Genomic DNA, 19,980 nt, shown 5'->3' with positions numbered 1-19,980 from the left:
GATAAGGAGTGATTCGTTGAAAAAAAGATGGATTGTTGCTCTTTTATTCCTCTTTAGTGGTTTCTCGATTTTCTTAGGTGTAAAGGATTTAATGCTGCAGGAATTACTTCAGGGGAATCAGGAGCAATGGCTGGTTTTGGCAACTACGCGGATTCCGCGAACCGTTAGCTTGATTCTAGCAGGAGCAACCATGAGCATTTGTGGTTTAATTATGCAGCATTTAACCCAAAATAAGTTTGTTTCGCCGACTACGGCCGGGACAATGGACAGTGCACGTCTGGGGATTTTATTGGTGATGCTCTTCTTACCAAATGCTTCAACCCCGATGCGAACCTTAGCAGCTTTTGTCTTTGCTTTTTTAGGAACAATGGTTTTTCTGGCATTGAGTCGGCTACTGCCGGGAAAAGATCCGGTGTTCCTTCCACTGTTAGGTGTAATGTTTGGCAACATCATCGGCTCGGTAGCAACTTTCTTTGCCTACCAGTTTGAGCTGATTCAAAACATGTCCTCCTGGTTGCAGGGCAACTTTTCTTTAGTAACCAAGGGAAGCTATGAATTGTTGTATCTGACTATTCCACTATTCTTTGTGATCTATATTTTTGCCTATCTTTTCACAATTGTAGGCTTGGGTGAAGATGTAGCTGTCAATTTGGGAATCAACTATCAGCTAACTCAAACCTTTGGCATTGCCTTAGTAGCGGCAGCTAGTGGTTTGGTTTTGATAATGGTAGGAACAGTACCGTTTTTAGGAGTCATCGTACCCAACGTTGTCTCGTTGATTTATGGCGATCACGTAAAGCAAACCTTGTGGATTACTGCTTTGTCGGGCAGTTTGTTTTTAATGGTTTGTGATATGATTTCGCGAGTGGTCATTGCGCCTTACGAAGTTCCAGTCAGCCTGACAGTAGGCGTTCTAGGCAGTATTATCTTCATTTATCTACTGGTTAGGAGGCGGCAGGCATGAGAGCTTTTCCCTTAAAAAAAGGAACAACGATTGCGGTATTAATCTTGGTGGCCATTGGGTTGTGCGGGCTTTACTTAACTTATAACACCTATGGGAATTTTCAATTTGCCTGGATGCTGAGGGGCAAAAAGGTTGCGGCCTTTTTACTAGTAGCGCTGGCAACAGGTATGGCAACGGTCAGCTTTCAGACGCTGACCCAGAATCAATTTTTAACTCCGAATATTTTAGGCTTGGATTCTTTATACGTTTTAATCCAAACCATTTTGTTTTTTACGGTTGGCGGTGTAAAAATGCTATCACAGGAACAAACGCCCTTATTTTTAATCAGTATTTTACTGATGGCATTGTTAAGTTTACTGCTGGCCAAGGTGCTTTTGCAGCGGCGGAAAAATGATCTGTTTATTTTGCTGATGCTAGGGATGATCTTTGGCACATTATTCAGCAGCACCAGCAGCTTCCTTCAAGTGATGATGGATCCGAATGAGTATGACCTGCTGCAAGGTCGGCTGTTTGCCAGCTTCAGCAACGTCAACACCAACCATTTGATTCTGGCAGCAGTGATTATTTTGACGGGTTCGCTTCTATTATATGGGGTAAATCGCTACTTGGATGTTCTGCATTTAGGAGCAGATCAGGCTACCAATCTAGGGCTCTCGTTAAATCGCTTCCAGATTCTAATTTTATTTTTGGTTAGTCTGTTGACAGGAACCGCTACAGCATTAGTAGGACCAATAACCTTTTTAGGGTTTATTGTTGCTAACATTGCCTATCAGCTGATGCCAACCTATCGCCATAGCTACCTTTTTCCAACGGCGGTACTGCTAGGAATCATTTTTCTAGTCGGCAGTCAGTTTTTAGTAGAGCAGGTTTTCCATTTGAAAACAACGGTCAGTGTCGTAACGCAATTTGTCGGCGGCGTCTATTTTATTTGGAAAATTATTCGTGAAAGGAGGCGTCAAGGATGATCGATGTCAAAGATGTATCGAAAAATTACGGCAGCAAGCAGGTTATTACCGAAGTTCGTTTGCCGATTAAAGAGAAACAGCTGACCGCTTTTATTGGTCCCAATGGTGCTGGTAAGAGTACGCTTCTGTCAATGATTAGTCGTTTGATTGAGATTGATACTGGTGAAATATATTTGGATCACAATGAGGTAAAAGCCTGGCGATCCAATGAACTATCAAAAAAGCTGTCGATTCTTAAGCAAAGCAATGGCTTAAGTCTACGAATTACTGTTCGTGAACTAGTGAGCTTCGGTCGATTTCCTTACAGCAAAGGTCGCCTGAACCAAGCAGATTATCAATTGATTGATCATGCGTTGGACAAGCTGGGCTTAACTGAAATGGCTGAGGATACAATTGATACCTTATCTGGCGGTCAGCTGCAGCGAGCTTATATTGCTATGATTTTGGCTCAGGATACGGAGTACATTTTATTGGATGAGCCGTTGAACAATCTAGACATGAATTATGCGGTTCAGCTGATGCAAACTTTACGGCGCCTAGTCGATGAGGAGAAAAAAACGATTCTTTTGGTGATTCATGACATTAATTTTGCTGCCAGTTATGCGGATGAAATTGTAGCTATGAAGGCAGGACAGATTTTTGCTCATGGTACCACCGATGAAATGATCCAGTGTAGTGTGCTGGATCCTTTATATGAAATGAACGTCAAAATTTGCGAGCTTGAGGGCAAGCGCTTTTGTATGTATTTTAATTAAATTGGAGGAAATAAATGTGAAAAAATATATGGTTAGTTTGTCAATTTTATTGTTAGGATTTGGTTTAGCAGGATGCGGGTCGTCCAATGATGGAACCACGGATTCAAGCAGCGGAACGGCGCAAAGCAGCGCAGCTAAAGCGGAAACCTTAGAGGTTACCGACAGCAATGGGAAAATAACTGTACCTAAAAATCCTAAAAAAGTTGTGGTATTTGATAATGGTTCATTGGATACGATTGATGCATTAGGCGCTGGTGACAGCATCGTAGGTGCAGCAACAGATAATCTGCCTGCTTACTTGTCAGATTACAAAGGGATTGATTCAGCTGGAGGTATCAAGGAACCAGATTTGGAAAAAATCAATCAAATGCAGCCAGATTTGATCATCATTTCCGGTCGCCAAAGCGATTTCCAAGATCAATTAAAAGAAATTGCTCCAACCATGTATTTGGAGGTAGACACTTCTGACACTTGGAACTCTATTAAGCACAACGTGGAAACCTTAGGAAAAATCTTTGACAAAGAATCTGAAGCCAAAGAACAATTGGCTGCTTTAGAAACAAGTATCAAGGAAACCAAAACTAAAGCTGAAGAAAGTAAAGATAAAGCCTTAACTGTTTTGGTGAATGAAGGCCAGCTTTCCGCTTATGGTAAAGATTCTCGCTTTGGTATTATTTATGACACCTTTGGTTTTGCCGAAGCTGATGATGCAATTGAAGCATCTACTCACGGCCAAAGCGTTTCCTATGAATATGTCTTAGATAAAAATCCAGATATTTTATTTGTTGTAGATCGCACTAAAGCGATTGGTGGAGATAGCACTGATAATGATGTTGCTGGGAACGAATTAGTTGCCCAAACAACTGCTGGCAAAGAAAACAAAGTGATCACACTTCAGCCAGATGTTTGGTACTTAAGCGGAGGGGGACTAGAATCAGTAAAACTGATGCTTGAGGATGTAAACAAAGCGTTCGAATAGGAAAATTATACTTAGGGAGGCCAAAACAACTGTTTTGGCCTTTTTGAATAGCTTTCAATCGAAAAAAGGCTAGAGCTGTTTAAAGTGATTAATTGAACGGCTTTTTTAGCATGTATAAATAACTTATTTTTAGAGATGAAACTCATAAAAAAAGGGGAAATCAAAGTATGATACTTGCATATAACTTTTATCGGTTGAAAATTGTGGTTTTTTATTTATTTTTTATACATAGAAAAAGAATCGCTAAATTAGTAAATGATAATAAAACATGTTAATCAGCGAACAAAAAAGTTATTTTATTGTTAAATATAATATACATAGAGTTAGAAAGGTGTGGGGAAGTGAAAAGAAAATTTATAGCTATAAGTTTAACAGTTTTGTTAATTTTACAAGTCATTGTTCCAACGTTCACTTATGCACAGGGAACAGACGAATCTGGAACAAAGGACTCGCAGGTTTCTGAAGTAACGAAATCGACAGAGACAACAACTGCTTCTACGACTGTCAGCAGTCAGGGGAGTATAGCAGCGAGCAGCAGTGTAAATAATGAAAGTAGCAGTTTAACCAAAGAAAGCAGCACAGATACGACAGAACCGTCGATATCTGCAGCTAAAGAGAAAGCACCTGCTGCTGCAACTAAAACATTACGGACAGCCATTACGGATAATATCTTTACGTCTGCGAAGCTTTATAAAATTAATGGCGATGAGGTTCAACCATCAGATACATTGCCTAACATGTCAGGGATTAAACTAAACTTGAAGTTCTCGTTTGCTAATAAGAATTATCAGGCTGGGGATACCTTTGCGACCCAATTACCTCAACAGATTGCCATCGCCAAGGATTTATCCGGTGATTTCAGTCCTATGACATCAGCAAACTGGAAAATCAATGCTGCTACAAAAGAATTAACTATTACCTTTTTAGAGGATAATGTCGCAGCGGAAGAATATGAATTAACCTTGACGACTTCTCTTGAGAAAGTTAACGGCATTGATGAAGAGACACAAAAAGTCGTATTTGACACAACACCTACACAAACTATTTTCAATTTAGAAATGACCTCTAGTGTAGATACTGGGAAAAATACTACAGCAGTAGCCATGGACGATTTGAATCCTAAATCTGTTCAAATCAATTCTGCTTTTAATTTAGATCGAACCAATAAAGATAATCGAATGTTTCGAGTGGAAGCGTACAATTATACTAGTAAACTTTCTTTTGATTCCATTAAGGTATATACCAGCGACGTGGATTTCAACGGTGCCTTGGTTGGAGAAAAAACTTTGCTGACAGTTGACAGCGACTACAAGGTATCGTTAAAAAATGCGGGTACCAATCAGGTTGCCGCGGAAATTCAACTGACGAAACCAATGAATAAGAAGGCAGTTTTTGTTGAATCAATTGTTACTGGTGTAGATGGTAAGAATTACGTGGACGAATCCATTGCTGGCGCCGAGTATAACTATTTATATGCGTATGGGTATACCTATGAAGATACCACCAATATCAGTTCTTCTTCAGCAAGCAAGAGCTTTGTAACCTTGCAGCCACTGGAGGCAAAGGGAACTATCAACAAGGATACCGGCAACATTGATTGGGAAATTAAGTACAACTTCAACGAGCAGCCATTGACCACTGCCTCTCAGTTAACAACTAACTTAGCTGACCAAGGGGTCGAATTTGTACCAGGCTCCTTATCTGTTGAAAAGGTAGGCTTCACCTATAATGGCGGCAATGATTACGAGGTCAACACTCAAGGGGACGGTACTAATGAGCTATCGGTCGTTTCTAAGACAGATGGGTCGTTAACCCTGCAACCGAAAGCGAATACTACTCAGGCATATATTGTCAGATATTCTACGAAGATCACCGATCCGACAGAACGAGTGATCAAGAACAAAATCTCTAATGGAACAGTTAACAAAGAAGCACAGGTTAGTCTAATTCCTAATTTATTATCCAAAGAATCTGGAACAATTGATGTTTTCAATCGTACAATGGAATGGACAATTACGATCAATGCCGAAAAATATCGCATGAAGAATCCGGTAGTTCACGATTACTTTATTGGGGCAGTTAAGTCCTATACTGATTTAACGGTGAAGAAAAAAGTTTCTGATACGGAATTTGTTCCTTTAACCGAAAACGTGGATTACAAGCTGACAGGGTTTGATGAGAATGGTTCTCCAGCCGGTGTACAACCGAATGTGAATGGGGCACCAGACAGCTTCAACGGCGGCGTTCGAATTGATTTCTTGGGAGATTATCAGCAACTGGATGATACCTTAGTCATTACAATTAAGACGAAACTGGAAACCTCAGATCAGCGTACAGATATTAAAAATAAAGCAACATTAAATTATGGAGATACACCAGGCGTGATCGAGTATGAAGCTAAAGGCGTCTTTACCGATCCTTATTACACTGGCGGTGCTAAACTAGGCCGAGCTTCTACAATGGATGATCAGTATTTGTATCAAGACTGGCTGGTTTTGTTGAACTCGAAAGGAACCAAGTTCAACATGACCAAAATGGCAGATACTTTGCCAGCTGGCACTGAGCTGGTACCAGGCTCTCTACGCTTTGAAGAAGTGACCAGTGAATCAATGCTGACCAACATTCAAAACTATTTGCGTTATGATTACAACTTAGTACCAGAAGGCGATGACGCTTACCCAACCAAAATTGATACTGAGAATAATCAAGTCAATTTGGAATTTGCCAAGCTTGGAGAAAAACGGGTGTATGTAAAATACAAAACCCGTGTGAAACGAGACTGGTATGTTTATCAACGTTTAGATAATAAGGCCGAAGTGACGTATGATTCGCAAACACCGGTGGATTATCAGTACACTGTCTATGCTAGCAATTATGATTATGCTCTGCAGAAATCAGCGGCTAAGGATCCAACTAAGGAGAATGTCGCTAACTGGACACTGCAAACGAGAAATATTTCTTCCAATATGTCAGTGGAAGATCCGGTGATTTCTGATACCTTAACGCAAGGAACCACCAATGCAGCCTATGATCCGACTTCCTTTGTTGTTACAGACGCGTCAACTGGTGAAAAAATTAGTACTGATCATTACCGTCTAACCTTTGGAGATAACTCCTTCAAGCTGACGTTCTCTGATTACAAAGCTGAAAATAACATCAAAGTTACCTACAATACGATTAGCGAATTCCCGGGCTTGGTGAAAAACCAATCTCAGGTGGATTCTGCAAGCTATGGCGGATTGAATATTTACTATCGTCAGTCCAGTGCCAATGTAAATCTAAACTTTACTAGCGGCAGCGGTTCTGGTGTGGTGAAAACAGCCGATTTATCCGTTATAAAAGTAGATAAAGAGGATGAATCCAAAGTATTAGAAGGAGCTACCTTTGAAATCCTGACAGCTGACGGCAATGAAACCGGCTTGAAGGCCGACACCAATGTGGATGGGAAAGTTACTTTCACTGGGTTACCATTAGGAGAGTACCTTCTGAAGGAAAGCAAGGCACCAAATGGTTATGAAATCAATGCCGAGTATGCCACCGGCAAATTGATTAACCTAACCGAGAATATGGAACCTATTAAAGTTACTAATACTAAAACGGTTCCTAATAGTGTTGAATTAGTTAAAACTGACCAGTTAACCAAAGATCCGTTAAAAAATGCAGTCTTCCAGCTGCAAAAAGCAGATGGAACAGCAGCAGACGACAACGAATATACGACGGATATCGATGGAAGCATTGTCATCACTGGTTTAACAAAAGGGGATTACCAGCTAGTAGAAACCCAGGCACCAGAAGGGTATCAGCTAGACGCAACACCGGTTAAATTTACTATTACTGAACGGCAGGGGCAAGTAGTTAATTTGAAGAAAACCAATACTCTGTCTACAGGTTCCGTTGTTTTAACCAAGACAAATGAACAACAGGATCAAATGCTGAAAGGTGCAATCTTTCAGTTGAACTCCAGTGACGGAACCGAGATGCAATCGAATCTGGCTACCGATGGGAACGGCAAATTAACAATTAAGGATTTGGCGCCGGGAGATTATCAACTAGTGGAAACCCAAGCACCAACAGGATATGAACTCGATGCAACGCCGGTTGAGTTTACTATCACTAAAGCTCAAGCAAAAGCTGCTGAAGTTCAGATGATTAACAAGGCAGAACCAGCTAAACTAGGATCAGCTGTATTAACTAAAACGGATGCCAAAACTGGCGAAGCATTATCCGGAGCCGTTTTCGAATTGCAAGACGGACAAGGGAAACAGCTTAAATCAGATTTAGCAACCGATGAATCAGGCAAATTATCGCTTGAAAATCTTACAGCAGGGGACTACCAGCTAGTAGAAACCCAGGCACCAACCGGATATGAAGCCGACCAGACACCAGTCAAATTTACAGTGACTACTGAAGCGAAAGCAATTGAGCTGGTGAAAACGAATAAGCGAATAGAAGGCAGTGTTCTTTTAGAAAAAGTAGACGATGTGACGGGAGCAGCTTTACCGGGAGCAGAATTTACCTTGAAGTCAACTAAGGGAAAAACCATGGTTGATAAAATGACAACAGATGACAACGGACGCTTAGCAGTCAAGGAATTACCAGAAGGAGATTATCAGTTCATCGAAACTAAAGCACCGGATGGTTATAAACTAGATGCTGCGCCAGTAACCTTTACGATTAAAGGAAAAGATGAAGTCCAAGTCAAGAAAACCAATAAGCTTCTGCCTAACACGGTTGTTCTGAACAAGATAGATAGTCAAACCTCTGAACGCCTGGCCAAAGCCGATTTTGAGCTGCAGGATGACAAAGGAAAAACTTTGCAAAAGAATCTGACTACTAATGAAGCCGGAACCTTCGTGCTGGAGGACTTAGCACCGGGTAAATATCAGCTGGTAGAAACACAAGCTCCAGCAGGATACGTATTAGACAATACGCCAGTAACCTTCGAAGTCAAAGATGAAAAAGAATCACTGACATTAACGAAGAAAAATACGAAGGAAGAAACAGAAACAAAGCTTCCAACAACCTCTGGCGGCAGTACGCAAAGTACCCAAAGTACTCAGCGCTTGAACCGCACCTATCTTCCTAAAACAGGGAGTCAAAATGCACCAATTCTATTAATTATCGGAGCTCTATTGATAATTGTAGTTGGAGTAGTTTACGTAAGAAGAAAACGTCATTAAACCCTAGAACCATCCAGCACTTTTTTGCTGGATGGTTCTTTTTGGCTGATTCTGGAAAAGGATGTTCATTTCCAAAAGCCAATGCTATCATAGAATAAAAGATAATGGCTGCCGAGAAATGAGGGATACCGATTGAAAATCATGATTATTGAGGACGAACCTAAAATCCGAGAAGAACTGGCTGCTTTGCTGCGGAATTCACTGTACGAAGTGGTTGCTATTGAAAAATTTGAAGCTGTTGCTCTGCAGGTTCAGCAGTTAGCACCAGATCTAATTTTGTTAGATATTCATTTGCCGGAACAGGATGGTCAGGCTTTGTGTGGAGAAATCCGTCGTACTATGGAGGTGCCGATTATTTTCTTGACCAGTGACAGCAATGCGATGACTGAAACCAATAGTATTTTAATGGGCGGCGATGACTTTATTGCCAAGCCTTATCATCCATCGGTTTTACTGGCGCGGATTTCGGCTGTTTTGAAGCGGACGGGTCGGACAAAATTGCCTGAGGAGTCAGTTTTGGAGCATAACGGGGTACGGCTGGACATCCGATCCTACAAACTACAAGCAGGGACTAGAACTGTAGAGCTCTCTAAGAATGAATGCAAGCTGCTGCATTATTTGTTTTTACATAAGGAGGAAGTAGTCCCGCGCTTAGATTTAATTGAATATTTATGGGATAACGAAGTGTTCATCGATGACAACGCCTTAAGCGTCACTGTCAATCGTATTCGTGGACGCCTGTCCGAGATTGATGTGATTAACTTTATTGAAACTAAACGAGGTGCCGGGTACAAATTAAGGAGCAGAGAATGACAATTGCAAACTTTTTGAGAGATAAGCTGCTTATTTTGCTGTTAAATGGGATCAGTCTGTTTCTATTGCTGCTGTATTTGCTGGCAATCGGCAACAGCGGGCTGACTTGTGGCTTAATTACCTGCTTTTGGCTGACAATTTTAATTGTTTGGCTAGTTATCAGTTATCATCAGCGGAGAAGGTATTTTCAAGATATTATTAACACTTTGTATAATTTGGAAAAACCGTATTTGATTCAAGAGTTCATGGGTCAAAGCTGGCGCTTGGAGGATCAATTGTATCAGCAGATTTTGCGTCAATCTAATAAGGCTGTAATTGAAAAAATTCAGGCAATAGAGGAAGAACAGCAGGATTATCGAGAATTTATTGAAGGATGGATTCATGAGGTAAAGCTGCCGATTACCGGGATGCGTTTAACGGCTCACAATCAAACCAATGAATTGCGCCGCAAACTAGAAATTTATTTAACTGAAATGGACGAAATGGTTGAGCAGGCCCTTTTCTATGCTCGTTCTGAAGAGGTCTATAAGGATTATGCTATTAAGGAAACGGATCTACGTCAAGTGGTACTGCAAGTTTTGGGGAAAAGCAAATACTTGCTGATTCAACATCAAATGACTGTAGACCCTTTAGTAAATTCGGTCTTCGTTCAAACTGATGAGAAATGGGTAGCCTTTATCTTAGGCCAGCTGGTTACTAATGCACTGAAATACAAAAAAGATGGATCAGGTGCAATCGCCTTTATAATAGAAGAAACGGATCACGCAACTCGACTTTCTTTAAAGGATAATGGCATCGGAATCCCTGAGACAGAGCTAAGAAGAGTATTTGACAAGGGATTCACTGGAACAAACGGCCGTAAGCGGGAAAAAACCACTGGTATCGGTTTGTATTTGTGCCAAAAACTCTGTAAAAAACTGGAGCTGGGCTTAGAAATCGACTCTAAAGAAGGAGCGTATACTATTGTTACCTTAAGCTTCCCTAAAAATACTTATCTTTCAAAACTGTAATCTTCACTACAGCTAGTTCTATATTAACTAACTAAGAAAATCTATAAACTGAACTTAACAACACAGGATATAGATTGGAGAGCGAAAAATGAACACACTGATAAAAGTTGAAAAAATAGAAAAATATTATGGGTCTAAAAACAATGTCACAAAAGCACTGGACAACGTGAGCTTCGCCGTAAATGAAGGAGAATTTACTGGCATAATGGGGGCTTCCGGTTCCGGGAAAAGCACGCTATTGAATGTCCTTTCCACTATCGATACCGTGACAGCAGGCCATATTTATTTTCGCGACAGCGACATTAGCACCTTAAATGAGGAACAGGTAGCGACCTTTCGTAAGGAAAATCTAGGCTTTGTTTTTCAGGATTTTAATCTGCTGGATACCTTAACAATTGAAGAAAATATTATGCTGGCGATGAGTCTACAAAGCCGCCCGGCCAAAGATATTCAAAAAAGGGTGAAGCGTTTGTTGCAGCAGCTGGGTATTGACACGATTGGGGATAAATTTCCCTATGAAGTTTCCGGTGGCCAAAAACAGCGCTGTGCCTGTGCCCGGGCAATTGCCAACCAACCGCTAGTTATTATGGCAGATGAACCAACGGGGGCCTTGGATTCGAAATCGGCCCAAACCTTGCTGGAGACCTTCGTAACTATGAATGAAAATCTTCATTCAACAATTTTGATGGTGACTCACGATGCTTTTTCCGCCAGTTATTGCAAACGAATTTTATTCTTAAAGGATGGTCAGATTTTTCATGAATTAATCCGTGGCACCAAAAGCCGCCGGGAGTTTTTGAATGATATTTTAGATGTGCTGTCAGTGTTTGGCGGAGGTGGGGGCAATGTTTAATACCCTCATTTGGCGCAATACTAAGCGTTCTGCCAAGGATTATATGATTTACGTGGGTACCATGACGATTATTTCCAGTCTGATGTTTGCCTTTCACGGTATGATTTTCTCCAAAGATATGCGAGCTTTGTATGCTGATATGACAGTTTTTGGCGTCATGATTGGTACTGCTTCCTTTTTCATTATTGGAATTGTCATGTGGCTGGTTCGCTATATTGTTAACTTCATGCTGGAAAAACGCAGTAAGGAATTCGGCACCTATTTGTTGCTGGGAATGACTAAAAAGGAAATAATCAAACTTTTTCGGAGAGAAAACTATCTGCTAGGTTTTCTGTCGATTATTTTAGGAATTATCCCTGGGTATTTGTTTCAGCTGTTATTTGTAAACATTTTTTATTCTATTTTGGATGCGGAGTACAAGATTTCTCCAGATTTTAATCCTTGGTATCTTTTGCTGACCTTTGGCATTCAAGCATTGGCTTATTTACTAGCAATGAAAAACGTTCGACGAAAAATCAAAAAGATGAGCATCCGTCAGCTGCTGCATGCGGATCAGCAAAATGAGAAAATTGTTCACGAGAAAAATACGCGTAAAGGCATTTTGGTCTTTCTTTCACTGATATACATTTGTGTCTTCAATGTCCTGATATTAACTTCGAATATGCCTTTAAACAGCAGCGTGTTCTATTCGCTGGGCTTAGTTCTCGCCATTTATTTATTGTATTTTGGCTTATCGGCTTTCTTTATTCGCTTCATTCAGAAGAAATCGCCGTTGATTTATAAACAAGATACTCTGTTTGTCCTGCGGCAGCTGTCATCAAAAATTAAAACAATGCGTGTTACCATGGGAACTTTGACGATTTTATTCACCGGGGCATTACTAACGTGGATGGTAGTAATGATGTTTGCAGATTATCAACAGAACCAAGTAACCTTGGAGCAGCCCTTTGACATTTCTATAGCTAACTCCGATCCTAATTATGCATTTACTAAAGAGAGGGCTACTATTGAAAAAAAAGCTTCCATTAAAGAACTTTATCAATACCAGATTTACCGTGATGGGACGACAACGATGAACGACTATCTGTATCAGCATGTTGATGGAACGCAAAAGGGGGAAAAAATCGACGGTCGCTGGACTGATGGCACCTATTTTGGCGAAGATACTTTTATGCGACTTAGTGACTACAATCACCTAAGAAAGCAAGCTGGTTACAGCCAAGTTCGTCTGAAATCGGGAAATTATATTTTACATGGCAAACGCCGATTAGAAAAACAATGGCAGTTGGTAAAAGAGGCGGTTACTGTTACTGCTAATCACAAAACTTTATCACTGCAGGATACCAATATGGAACCTTTTGCTCAGAACGGAATGAATGGGGCAGACTACATCCTGGTGGTACCAGATCAAGTAGCTGACCAAATGACGCCTTATTACGGGGTACTGATTGCCAATCTTACTGATGAGGCACCAGCGAATTTGCAGAAGAATTTGGAAACCTTAGATAAGAATTTCATTGAAACGGATCAATATGGGGATCTTTATGCTATGGGGTATGGCAATGGCAGTGATCAGATTTTAACGATGTCCGGGACAACAATCGTTAGAGACAATATCAAAAAGGAAGCCAGTTTTGTGATTGTATCAATCTGTTTCATGTTGGCGTATTTAGGGATCGTCTTCCTATGTGCGGCCTTGACCATCTTGGCAGTTCAGCAATTAAGTGATTCTACCAAGCACAAAAAACGTTACGATATTTTACGCCAGTTAGGATTAAACAAAAAAGAAACGGAAAAAGTGGTGTTAAAGCAGCTAAGTATTTATTACTTGTGTCCACTGCTGATTTCGATAATTCTAAGTATTTTTATTGGCATGTTTGCTGGTGAACGTTTCGTTTATTACACAGGTGTTCAGGGAACGCCCGTTAGATTTTATGGCTTGGCATTGCTGGTTTTCTTAATCATTTACTTGGCCTACTTCCTAGTTACTTATATCGGGTTTACGAGAAATATTGAAAAGCACAGGTAACCGTCTTTGTATCGTTCTCGATTAGGTTTTCCTTTCAAAAACAGCGGCTATTTATAAACAATCCCGCTAATTGCCATTTGTTTTTTAATAGAAACCCACATTATAATGTATAATAGTTTTAGGGTGTTTATTTTGTTAAAAAACAAGGAGGTTATTATGGAAAAGAAGCGGTTTAAAATGTACAAAAAGGGAAAAACCTGGTTAGTAGCACCTATTGTATTTCTGGGACTTTTAGGGGTTGGCGGTTTAGCTGTTCAGGAACAAACAGTTCATGCAGCAGAAGCAACGACAGTAGAGACAGTGGTAGAAACACCGCCCACTGATGCACCAACGACTGTTGACTCTCAGGAAAGTGCTGGTGAAACAGTCGCAGAGGATTCCAAGGAAGCAGTTCTGCCAGAAATACCTGTGATAGAACAACCAACGGAAGAGACGCCTACTACAGATGACTCTACTGAAGAAGCACCAAAAAATGAACAAGAGTCTCTTCCAGCTGAAGATAAACAGGAACAAACCGTTGACCCATCAACGGACGAATCTGCAGAAACAGTTCCTGATACTACAGAAGAAAAAGCAGAAGCACCAGTTGAAGAAACTAATAAGGAAACTTTAAATAAACCGGCCGATAACAAAGACAGTACGGATAAAACAGCTGTTCAAGCAACGACAAACAGTACAACTCCTGCTGCGGCTCCAGCGGTAAAAGCTGCTCCTCAAGCGGCAGCACCAAAAGCAGAAGCGACGATTCCGATTTATCGAGTGTACAATCCGAACTCGGGTGAACATCTGCATACTATGAACGGCAACGAAAAAGATTTCTTAGTAAGACTAGGATGGCGTTACGAAGGTATTAGTATGCGGGTACTCGGATCTGGAAGAGAATTGTTCCGGATTTATAACCCGAATTCTGGCGAACACTTTTTTACCTTAAATGGCGCTGAACGAGATCATCTTAAATCAGTCGGTTGGCGGTATGAGGGAATTGCCTGGCATACACCTTGGACTGGGATGCCTATGTATCGGGTGTACAATCCGAATACACGAGGCGCAGGCGCTCATCATTATACAATGGATGCCAATGAACGAGACTTTTTGACTCGTGCTGGTTGGCGTTATGAAGGGATTTCCTGGCATACACTAGGAGGAGCACAACCGATTGCTCCAGTAGAACGAGTGTTGTCAGTTCCTTACGTGAGTCAATACGTCCCCGTCATGTCACCATGGGGCTGTGCCGGTGCGGCCATGACGATGCTGCTGCGTTATAAAGGAGCAAATGTTGATTTGAAATATGTACAAGATAATCTTCCAATGTATCCTAGTGATAAAGGTGGACAGCAGGGGAATGTTTATACTGGAGCTGGATTTGGTTGGGTCATTACACCAGGATCACTGACTAATTATGCGAAACGCTGGTATAACAATGTGTCCAACATTACGGGTACGAATACACAAGCAATTGTAGACCGAATTATGGGTGGTAATCCTGTACTTTATTATGGCTACTCTTCTTATCAAAAACCAAACGACACGAACAGAAACCATTGCAAGGTAGTTGTTGGTTACAAAGACAATAAATTCTTGGTACATGATCCGTTGTATTATAGTGCTAATGCCGGTGCGGGTACTGGTGGTAAAAACATGGCCTATGACAAGGGAGCGGTTGCCTGGGTTTCAGTCGCAGATTTTAATCGCGAATGGGATGGAAGAGCCATCGGGATTAATTAAAAGCTAAGTACACAAAAGCCAATTAAGCAGAAATTCATCTGTTTGATTGGCTTTTGATTTGGCGCTTAAACGTTAACCAAGTAGAAAAAAACTTTTTTATAAGTTATTAAGAGGAAACGAGTTTTTATTCAATAACAGGCATCATTTTTGTGCTTTCATTTTATCCATGTTACGGTGATTAACGTACCAAGCACCGAATAATAAGGAGGAAATTAGACATATGGCAAAAAAAGATTTACCACAAGTCGAAACTCGTCTCTATATTAATGGCAAATGGATCGAAGGCTCAGAAGACAAACGGCCTGTTATTAATCCGGCAACTGGTGAAACATTGATTGAGGTTCATCAAGGCGGAGAAAAAGAAACGAATACAGCAATTGAAGCAGCGGAGGCTGCATTACCTAAATGGTCGGCTATGGCACCAGCAAAACGAGCTGAATTAATGAATAAAATGGCAGATTTAGTGGAAGAGGATGCGGAACGTCTGGCAACTATCATGACGATGGAACAAGGCAAGCCGCTTTCACAAGCCAAAGGAGAAATTCAAACCAACGTTGAGAACTTGCGTTGGAATGCAGCGGAAGGTCAGCGAGTAATGGGAGAAATTATCCCCTCACCATCAACCAACCAATGGCAAGTACGCAAACAGCCAGTTGGAGTAGTTGGTGCAATTACACCGTGGAACTTCCCGTCAAACATGATTGTTCGAAAAATTTCTCCTGCAATCGCAGCTGGTTGTACGGTTGTACTTAAACCAGCGGAGGATACACCACTTTCAGCCTTAGCTTTAATGGAACTTTTTGATAAGGCAGGATTTCCTGAAGGTGTAGTTAACATTTTGCTAGGAGATGCAGCTACGATCGGCGAAATTCTTTCTGAATCAGATACGGTAAAGAAAATCACGTTTACCGGCTCAACTGAAGTAGGTAAAACATTAAATGAGCAATCTGCACCAACCTTAAAAAAGGTATCGATGGAATTAGGCGGACATGCACCATTTATTATTTTCCCAGATGCTGATCTAGAATTAGCAGTTGAAACATTAGTTGAAACTAAGTTCGGCAACAACGGACAAGTATGTACTTCGCCAAATCGAATCTTTATTCACAAAGATATTAAAGAGAAGGCGACGAAGATGATCGTTGAAAAGGTTAAAGAGGTGACCGTGGGTAATGGATTGGATGATCCAACGACTGGACCACTGATTAATCAAGAAGGTGTCGAAAAGGTTGTCGAACAAATGGAAGATGCGACAGCCAAAGGAGCAAAGGTTTTGGTTGGCAGCAGTGAAATGAATGAAGGCGAATATGCAAATGGCTTCTTCTTCGAACCAACTGTTCTTGATGGTGTGACCAAAGAAATGGATATTTTTTATAAAGAAACCTTTGGACCAGTTATTCCTTTAATCGAATTTGAAGACGAAGAAAAAGTAATTGAGGATGCAAATGACAGCGAATTTGGTCTAGCTTCTTATTTCTTCGCTACAAATATCCATACCATTGACAATGTCAGCAATAAATTGGAATATGGCATGGTAGGTGTAAACGATACAGAAATTTCTAATTCGGCTACCCCATTCGGCGGAATCAAGCACTCAGGCTTCGGTCGCGAAAATGGAATCTATGGCGTGGAAGAATACGTGGTAGTAAAATTTGTAACGATTCGAACAGCAAAATAATTCATCAAGCTTCCTTATCCCAAAAATTCGGGATAAGGAAGCTTTTATCTTTTACAAAATAAAGGTGCTTTTAACGAGAGTCCTATAAAGAAAAATCGATTTACTCCGGTGTTGTTCCATCTGGATTCAAGCCATGTACCAGATGATAGTTTTCAATCATGGCTTGTTTATCACCACCAATATCTTGAGCGACTAATCCCAAAAGGTAGCTATAGTCTGCACCGAGCTGTGCGCACTGATCGTAATAATTGTATAATTGATCCTCAGTAAATTGAGTTGCATCAACGCCGCTCATGCTAATAGTCATCCGTGCAATATGAATACACTCTTCACGAGAATAAACACCAGGCTTTTCAATCTCTTCTGGCTGCACTGGTTGAGCAGGACTTGCTGTTTGTTCCTGTGGTGTGTTTACAGGATTGGTATTGTTTACTTGGCTGCCTACTGCCTCAGGGTTTGCTGCGGGTTCATTTCCAACAGGTGCTTGTTGCACAAGTGTTGTATCATCCGTTTGCTGTCTTTCAGAAGTTGACGTAGTGGTCGTTTTTTTCGCTTTTTTCTTTGTTTGAGTTATCTTTGGCTCAGCTTTTTTTGCTTCTTCCTTCTGCTTTGTTTGACACCCAGCCAATACAAAAATCATCGCAATAATAAGTCCTACTTTTCCTAGTTTTTTCATGTTTCTACTCCTTGTCTTTTTAGTAATTTTTTTGTAACCCAATTGTAACACAAAAGAAATCTTTGTAAATGTATTTTTTTAAAAAATTTCACTTTATGCTTCGTGCGATTTGAGTAGGAGAATTTCAGATTAAATGAGTATCTGTCTCTAAGAAACTCTTTTTAGCATGAGAAGATTTTTAAATAACCAACAGTTAGCTGAAGAAGTTGAAGAACATGTGCTCAAATGCGCAATAAAGTAGTTTCTTTGATGTTCTTTATAAATAAGCTAGTTCATAGTGGAATAATTTACCACTTAATTAATTTTATTTAATTAAATTGGATATTTAACCATGTGTTGACAACAATAAAAACAACATATATTATTTTAAGTGTAAACGCTTATAAAAATTGGAGGATTTTTTATGAGAAAAAAATTGTTGCTGAGTATACTTTTTCTTTCTGGACTGGCACTATTTTTTACTTCAAATGAGGCACAGGCAGCTTCTCAGACACTATTTCGGGTATACAATCCCAACAGCGGAGAACACTTCTATACGCAGAACTCAAGTGAAAGAGACCTTTTAGTAAATGTTGGTTGGCATGATGAAGGAATAGCATGGGAAACTCCTGGCAGCGGAATAATCGTTTACCGATTATATAATCCGAATGCCGGAGATCACCATTATACGATGGACGTAAATGAATATAACCATTTGGAAAAAGCAGGCTGGCGCAAAGAAGGAGAAGCATTCAAATCAGTTGATACCAGCAACAAAGAAAAGCCTATTGGAATTCCTGTTTACAGAGCATATAACCCCAATACTAAATCGGGTGCCCATAATTTTACAATTAATCTAAATGAGCAGAGGCATTTGATTCAAGTTGGCTGGAAAGACGAAAAAGTCGCTTTCTATGCACATCACGGGTCCAATGATTATTTCAATATAAAAACTGTTCATAAAAGTGGGACAAAAGTACTGAAAGAATCAACTACTAGAGTTAAGGAAGGATTTAACTATATTGCGAATGCCGAGAATTTCTCTGGCTACGAGCTTGTGGGGAGTAGTAGGCAAGAAATCAAAAACATCACTTCCAGTAAGGAAATCGTCTTTAATTACAACAAAGTGAATAAAGACAAACTGACGAATGCTTTAAAATCTCTAGACGGTTTAAAAGCAGACGACTATACACCAATTTCTTGGGATAAATTAATGGCTTCGAAAGATGCGGCCAAGGACATTGAAGCTCGAGAAGATGCGACCCAAAAAGAGGTAAATGACAGTCTAAATGATCTGAATGAAAGGATTAATGAATTAGTTGGACGTGCAAAGTTCCAGGCGCTAAAAGATCTTCATCTAAGTGCAACAGGCATAGGACCACACCATTATGAGGATCGACCAACCTATTTATTATTTCATGAAGCATATTCGGGTGCGTATATGAGAATGAATGATTTAAATAGTTCTCAATCTGAAGTTGATGAGGCCTTGAATAGGTTGCAGGGAATGGTAGATTCAGCAAAAGCAGATGCATCGCAGACATTGTTAGATCAATTACAGAGACTATATGACACAGGTATGACCAAGAATTCGGCCGACTATACGTTAGCTTCTTGGAACGAACTAAATAACTGTTTAAATGCAGCGAAAGGTATTCTCGATAGTGAACGTCCAATAGAAGAAACGACACAACCAGTATTGGATAAGCTACAAGTTGCATTAGATAATCTGATTTTAATAGCAGATAAGACAGATCTTCAAGCATTATATGATTCGTCTCAAGGGCTGGGGCCAGCAGACTTTGGACCTCGTGAAGATTACACAGCTTATCATAACGCAATGGGAGATGCTTGGAATGTTCTTGCAGACGAAAATCTCTCACAACAACAAGTGGATGATTGTTTTGATAATCTTGAAGCGGCATTAAGTAGACGAACAAGCTAAGTAAAAATAGTTTTTGAGTAATGGCAGCGAAGATTAAGCGTTTACTTTTACAACAAAGCACAAAAAACATAAACGATTCTTGGTTCGATTGTTAAGATAAAATCAGACTGGAATCGTTTATTTTTTATTTGATTGCAACCCTCTCCTTTATGGTACTGGCAGTTACTTCAAAGGAAGAAGAATAAAAATATTTTTCTAATACACTTACTGAGGTGCAGGATATCCTGTATCTCTTTTTGTTTTTGTACCTAAGAAACAGCTATAAAAAAATATGTGGAATAACAACGGATAATAAAAAAAGCTTTTATAGTCAACTTTTAATGGTGTTACTACAACGTTACTCATTAAGTAACGATCTCCAAAAAATGTTTCGTTGATACATTCCCTGCCTAGACAATAGACGAGCACTTTCGGCAATGCTAAAGTAAA

General features: G+C 40.2%; 13 protein-coding genes. 12 read left to right on the top strand and 1 reads right to left on the bottom strand.

Going from position 1 to position 19,980, the window contains the following annotated elements:
• Nucleotides 1–16: 16 nt before the first annotated feature.
• The 11 genes from IGI49_RS20315 to IGI49_RS20265 all read left to right on the top strand — a co-directional run bounded on the left by IGI49_RS20315 (nucleotide 17) and on the right by IGI49_RS20265 (nucleotide 16,951).
• Nucleotides 17–964 (top strand): ABC transporter permease, encoded by a 948-nt coding sequence (locus IGI49_RS20315; protein WP_429965758.1) that lies wholly within the window; start codon nucleotides 17–19, stop codon nucleotides 962–964.
• Nucleotides 961–1,929 carry an iron chelate uptake ABC transporter family permease subunit gene (locus tag IGI49_RS20310; protein ID WP_429965759.1) on the top strand — a complete coding sequence of 323 codons (969 nt, stop codon included), beginning with the start codon at nucleotides 961–963 and terminating at the stop codon, nucleotides 1,927–1,929. The genes IGI49_RS20315 and IGI49_RS20310 overlap by 4 nt, the downstream gene beginning before the upstream one ends.
• Nucleotides 1,926–2,684 carry an ABC transporter ATP-binding protein gene (locus IGI49_RS20305; RefSeq protein WP_429965760.1) on the top strand — a complete coding sequence of 253 codons (759 nt, stop codon included), beginning with the start codon at nucleotides 1,926–1,928 and terminating at the stop codon, nucleotides 2,682–2,684. The genes IGI49_RS20310 and IGI49_RS20305 overlap by 4 nt, the downstream gene beginning before the upstream one ends.
• A gap of 16 nt (nucleotides 2,685–2,700) precedes the next feature.
• Entirely contained in the window at nucleotides 2,701–3,663 is a 963-nt protein-coding gene (locus tag IGI49_RS20300) for a siderophore ABC transporter substrate-binding protein (protein ID WP_429965761.1), read from the top strand.
• A gap of 341 nt (nucleotides 3,664–4,004) precedes the next feature.
• Nucleotides 4,005–8,843 (top strand): MSCRAMM family protein, encoded by a 4,839-nt coding sequence (locus IGI49_RS20295; RefSeq protein ID WP_429965762.1) that lies wholly within the window; start codon nucleotides 4,005–4,007, stop codon nucleotides 8,841–8,843.
• 141 nt (nucleotides 8,844–8,984) lie between these two features.
• Nucleotides 8,985–9,656, top strand: coding sequence for a response regulator transcription factor (locus tag IGI49_RS20290; protein ID WP_429966087.1), 672 nt, complete (start codon nucleotides 8,985–8,987; stop codon nucleotides 9,654–9,656).
• Nucleotides 9,653–10,666: a sensor histidine kinase gene (locus tag IGI49_RS20285; protein ID WP_429965763.1), complete on the top strand. Its 1,014-nt coding sequence runs from the start codon at nucleotides 9,653–9,655 to the stop codon at nucleotides 10,664–10,666. Before IGI49_RS20290 ends, IGI49_RS20285 begins: the two co-directional genes overlap by 4 nt.
• Nucleotides 10,667–10,754: 88 nt before the next feature.
• The gene (locus IGI49_RS20280) at nucleotides 10,755–11,519 is read left to right on the top strand and encodes an ABC transporter ATP-binding protein (RefSeq protein WP_429965764.1); all 765 of its coding nucleotides are present in this window, start codon (nucleotides 10,755–10,757) and stop codon (nucleotides 11,517–11,519) included.
• Nucleotides 11,512–13,548, top strand: a complete 2,037-nt coding sequence (locus IGI49_RS20275; protein WP_429965765.1) for an ABC transporter permease — start codon at nucleotides 11,512–11,514, stop codon at nucleotides 13,546–13,548. The genes IGI49_RS20280 and IGI49_RS20275 overlap by 8 nt, the downstream gene beginning before the upstream one ends.
• A gap of 156 nt (nucleotides 13,549–13,704) precedes the next feature.
• Nucleotides 13,705–15,273: a C39 family peptidase gene (locus IGI49_RS20270; protein WP_429965766.1), complete on the top strand. Its 1,569-nt coding sequence runs from the start codon at nucleotides 13,705–13,707 to the stop codon at nucleotides 15,271–15,273.
• Between the two features lie 220 nt (nucleotides 15,274–15,493).
• Nucleotides 15,494–16,951, top strand: coding sequence for an NAD-dependent succinate-semialdehyde dehydrogenase (locus IGI49_RS20265; RefSeq protein WP_429965767.1), 1,458 nt, complete (start codon nucleotides 15,494–15,496; stop codon nucleotides 16,949–16,951).
• Nucleotides 16,952–17,051: 100 nt separating this feature from the next.
• Here IGI49_RS20265 and IGI49_RS20260 read toward each other — a convergent pair whose 3' ends face one another.
• Nucleotides 17,052–17,627, bottom strand: a complete 576-nt coding sequence (locus IGI49_RS20260; protein WP_429965768.1) for a hypothetical protein — start codon at nucleotides 17,625–17,627, stop codon at nucleotides 17,052–17,054.
• Nucleotides 17,628–18,030: 403 nt separating this feature from the next.
• Here IGI49_RS20260 and IGI49_RS20255 point away from each other — a divergent pair, with 403 nt between their 5' ends.
• The gene (locus IGI49_RS20255; protein WP_429965769.1) at nucleotides 18,031–19,551 is read left to right on the top strand and encodes a hypothetical protein; all 1,521 of its coding nucleotides are present in this window, start codon (nucleotides 18,031–18,033) and stop codon (nucleotides 19,549–19,551) included.
• The last annotated feature ends 429 nt before the right edge of the window (nucleotides 19,552–19,980 follow it).

Origin of the sequence: Enterococcus sp. AZ071 (assembly GCF_050499065.1) — a bacterium.
Classification (GTDB): Bacteria; Bacillota; Bacilli; order Lactobacillales; family Enterococcaceae; genus Enterococcus_A; species Enterococcus_A ferrettii.
This window is presented reverse-complemented; position numbering and strand designations above follow the sequence as displayed.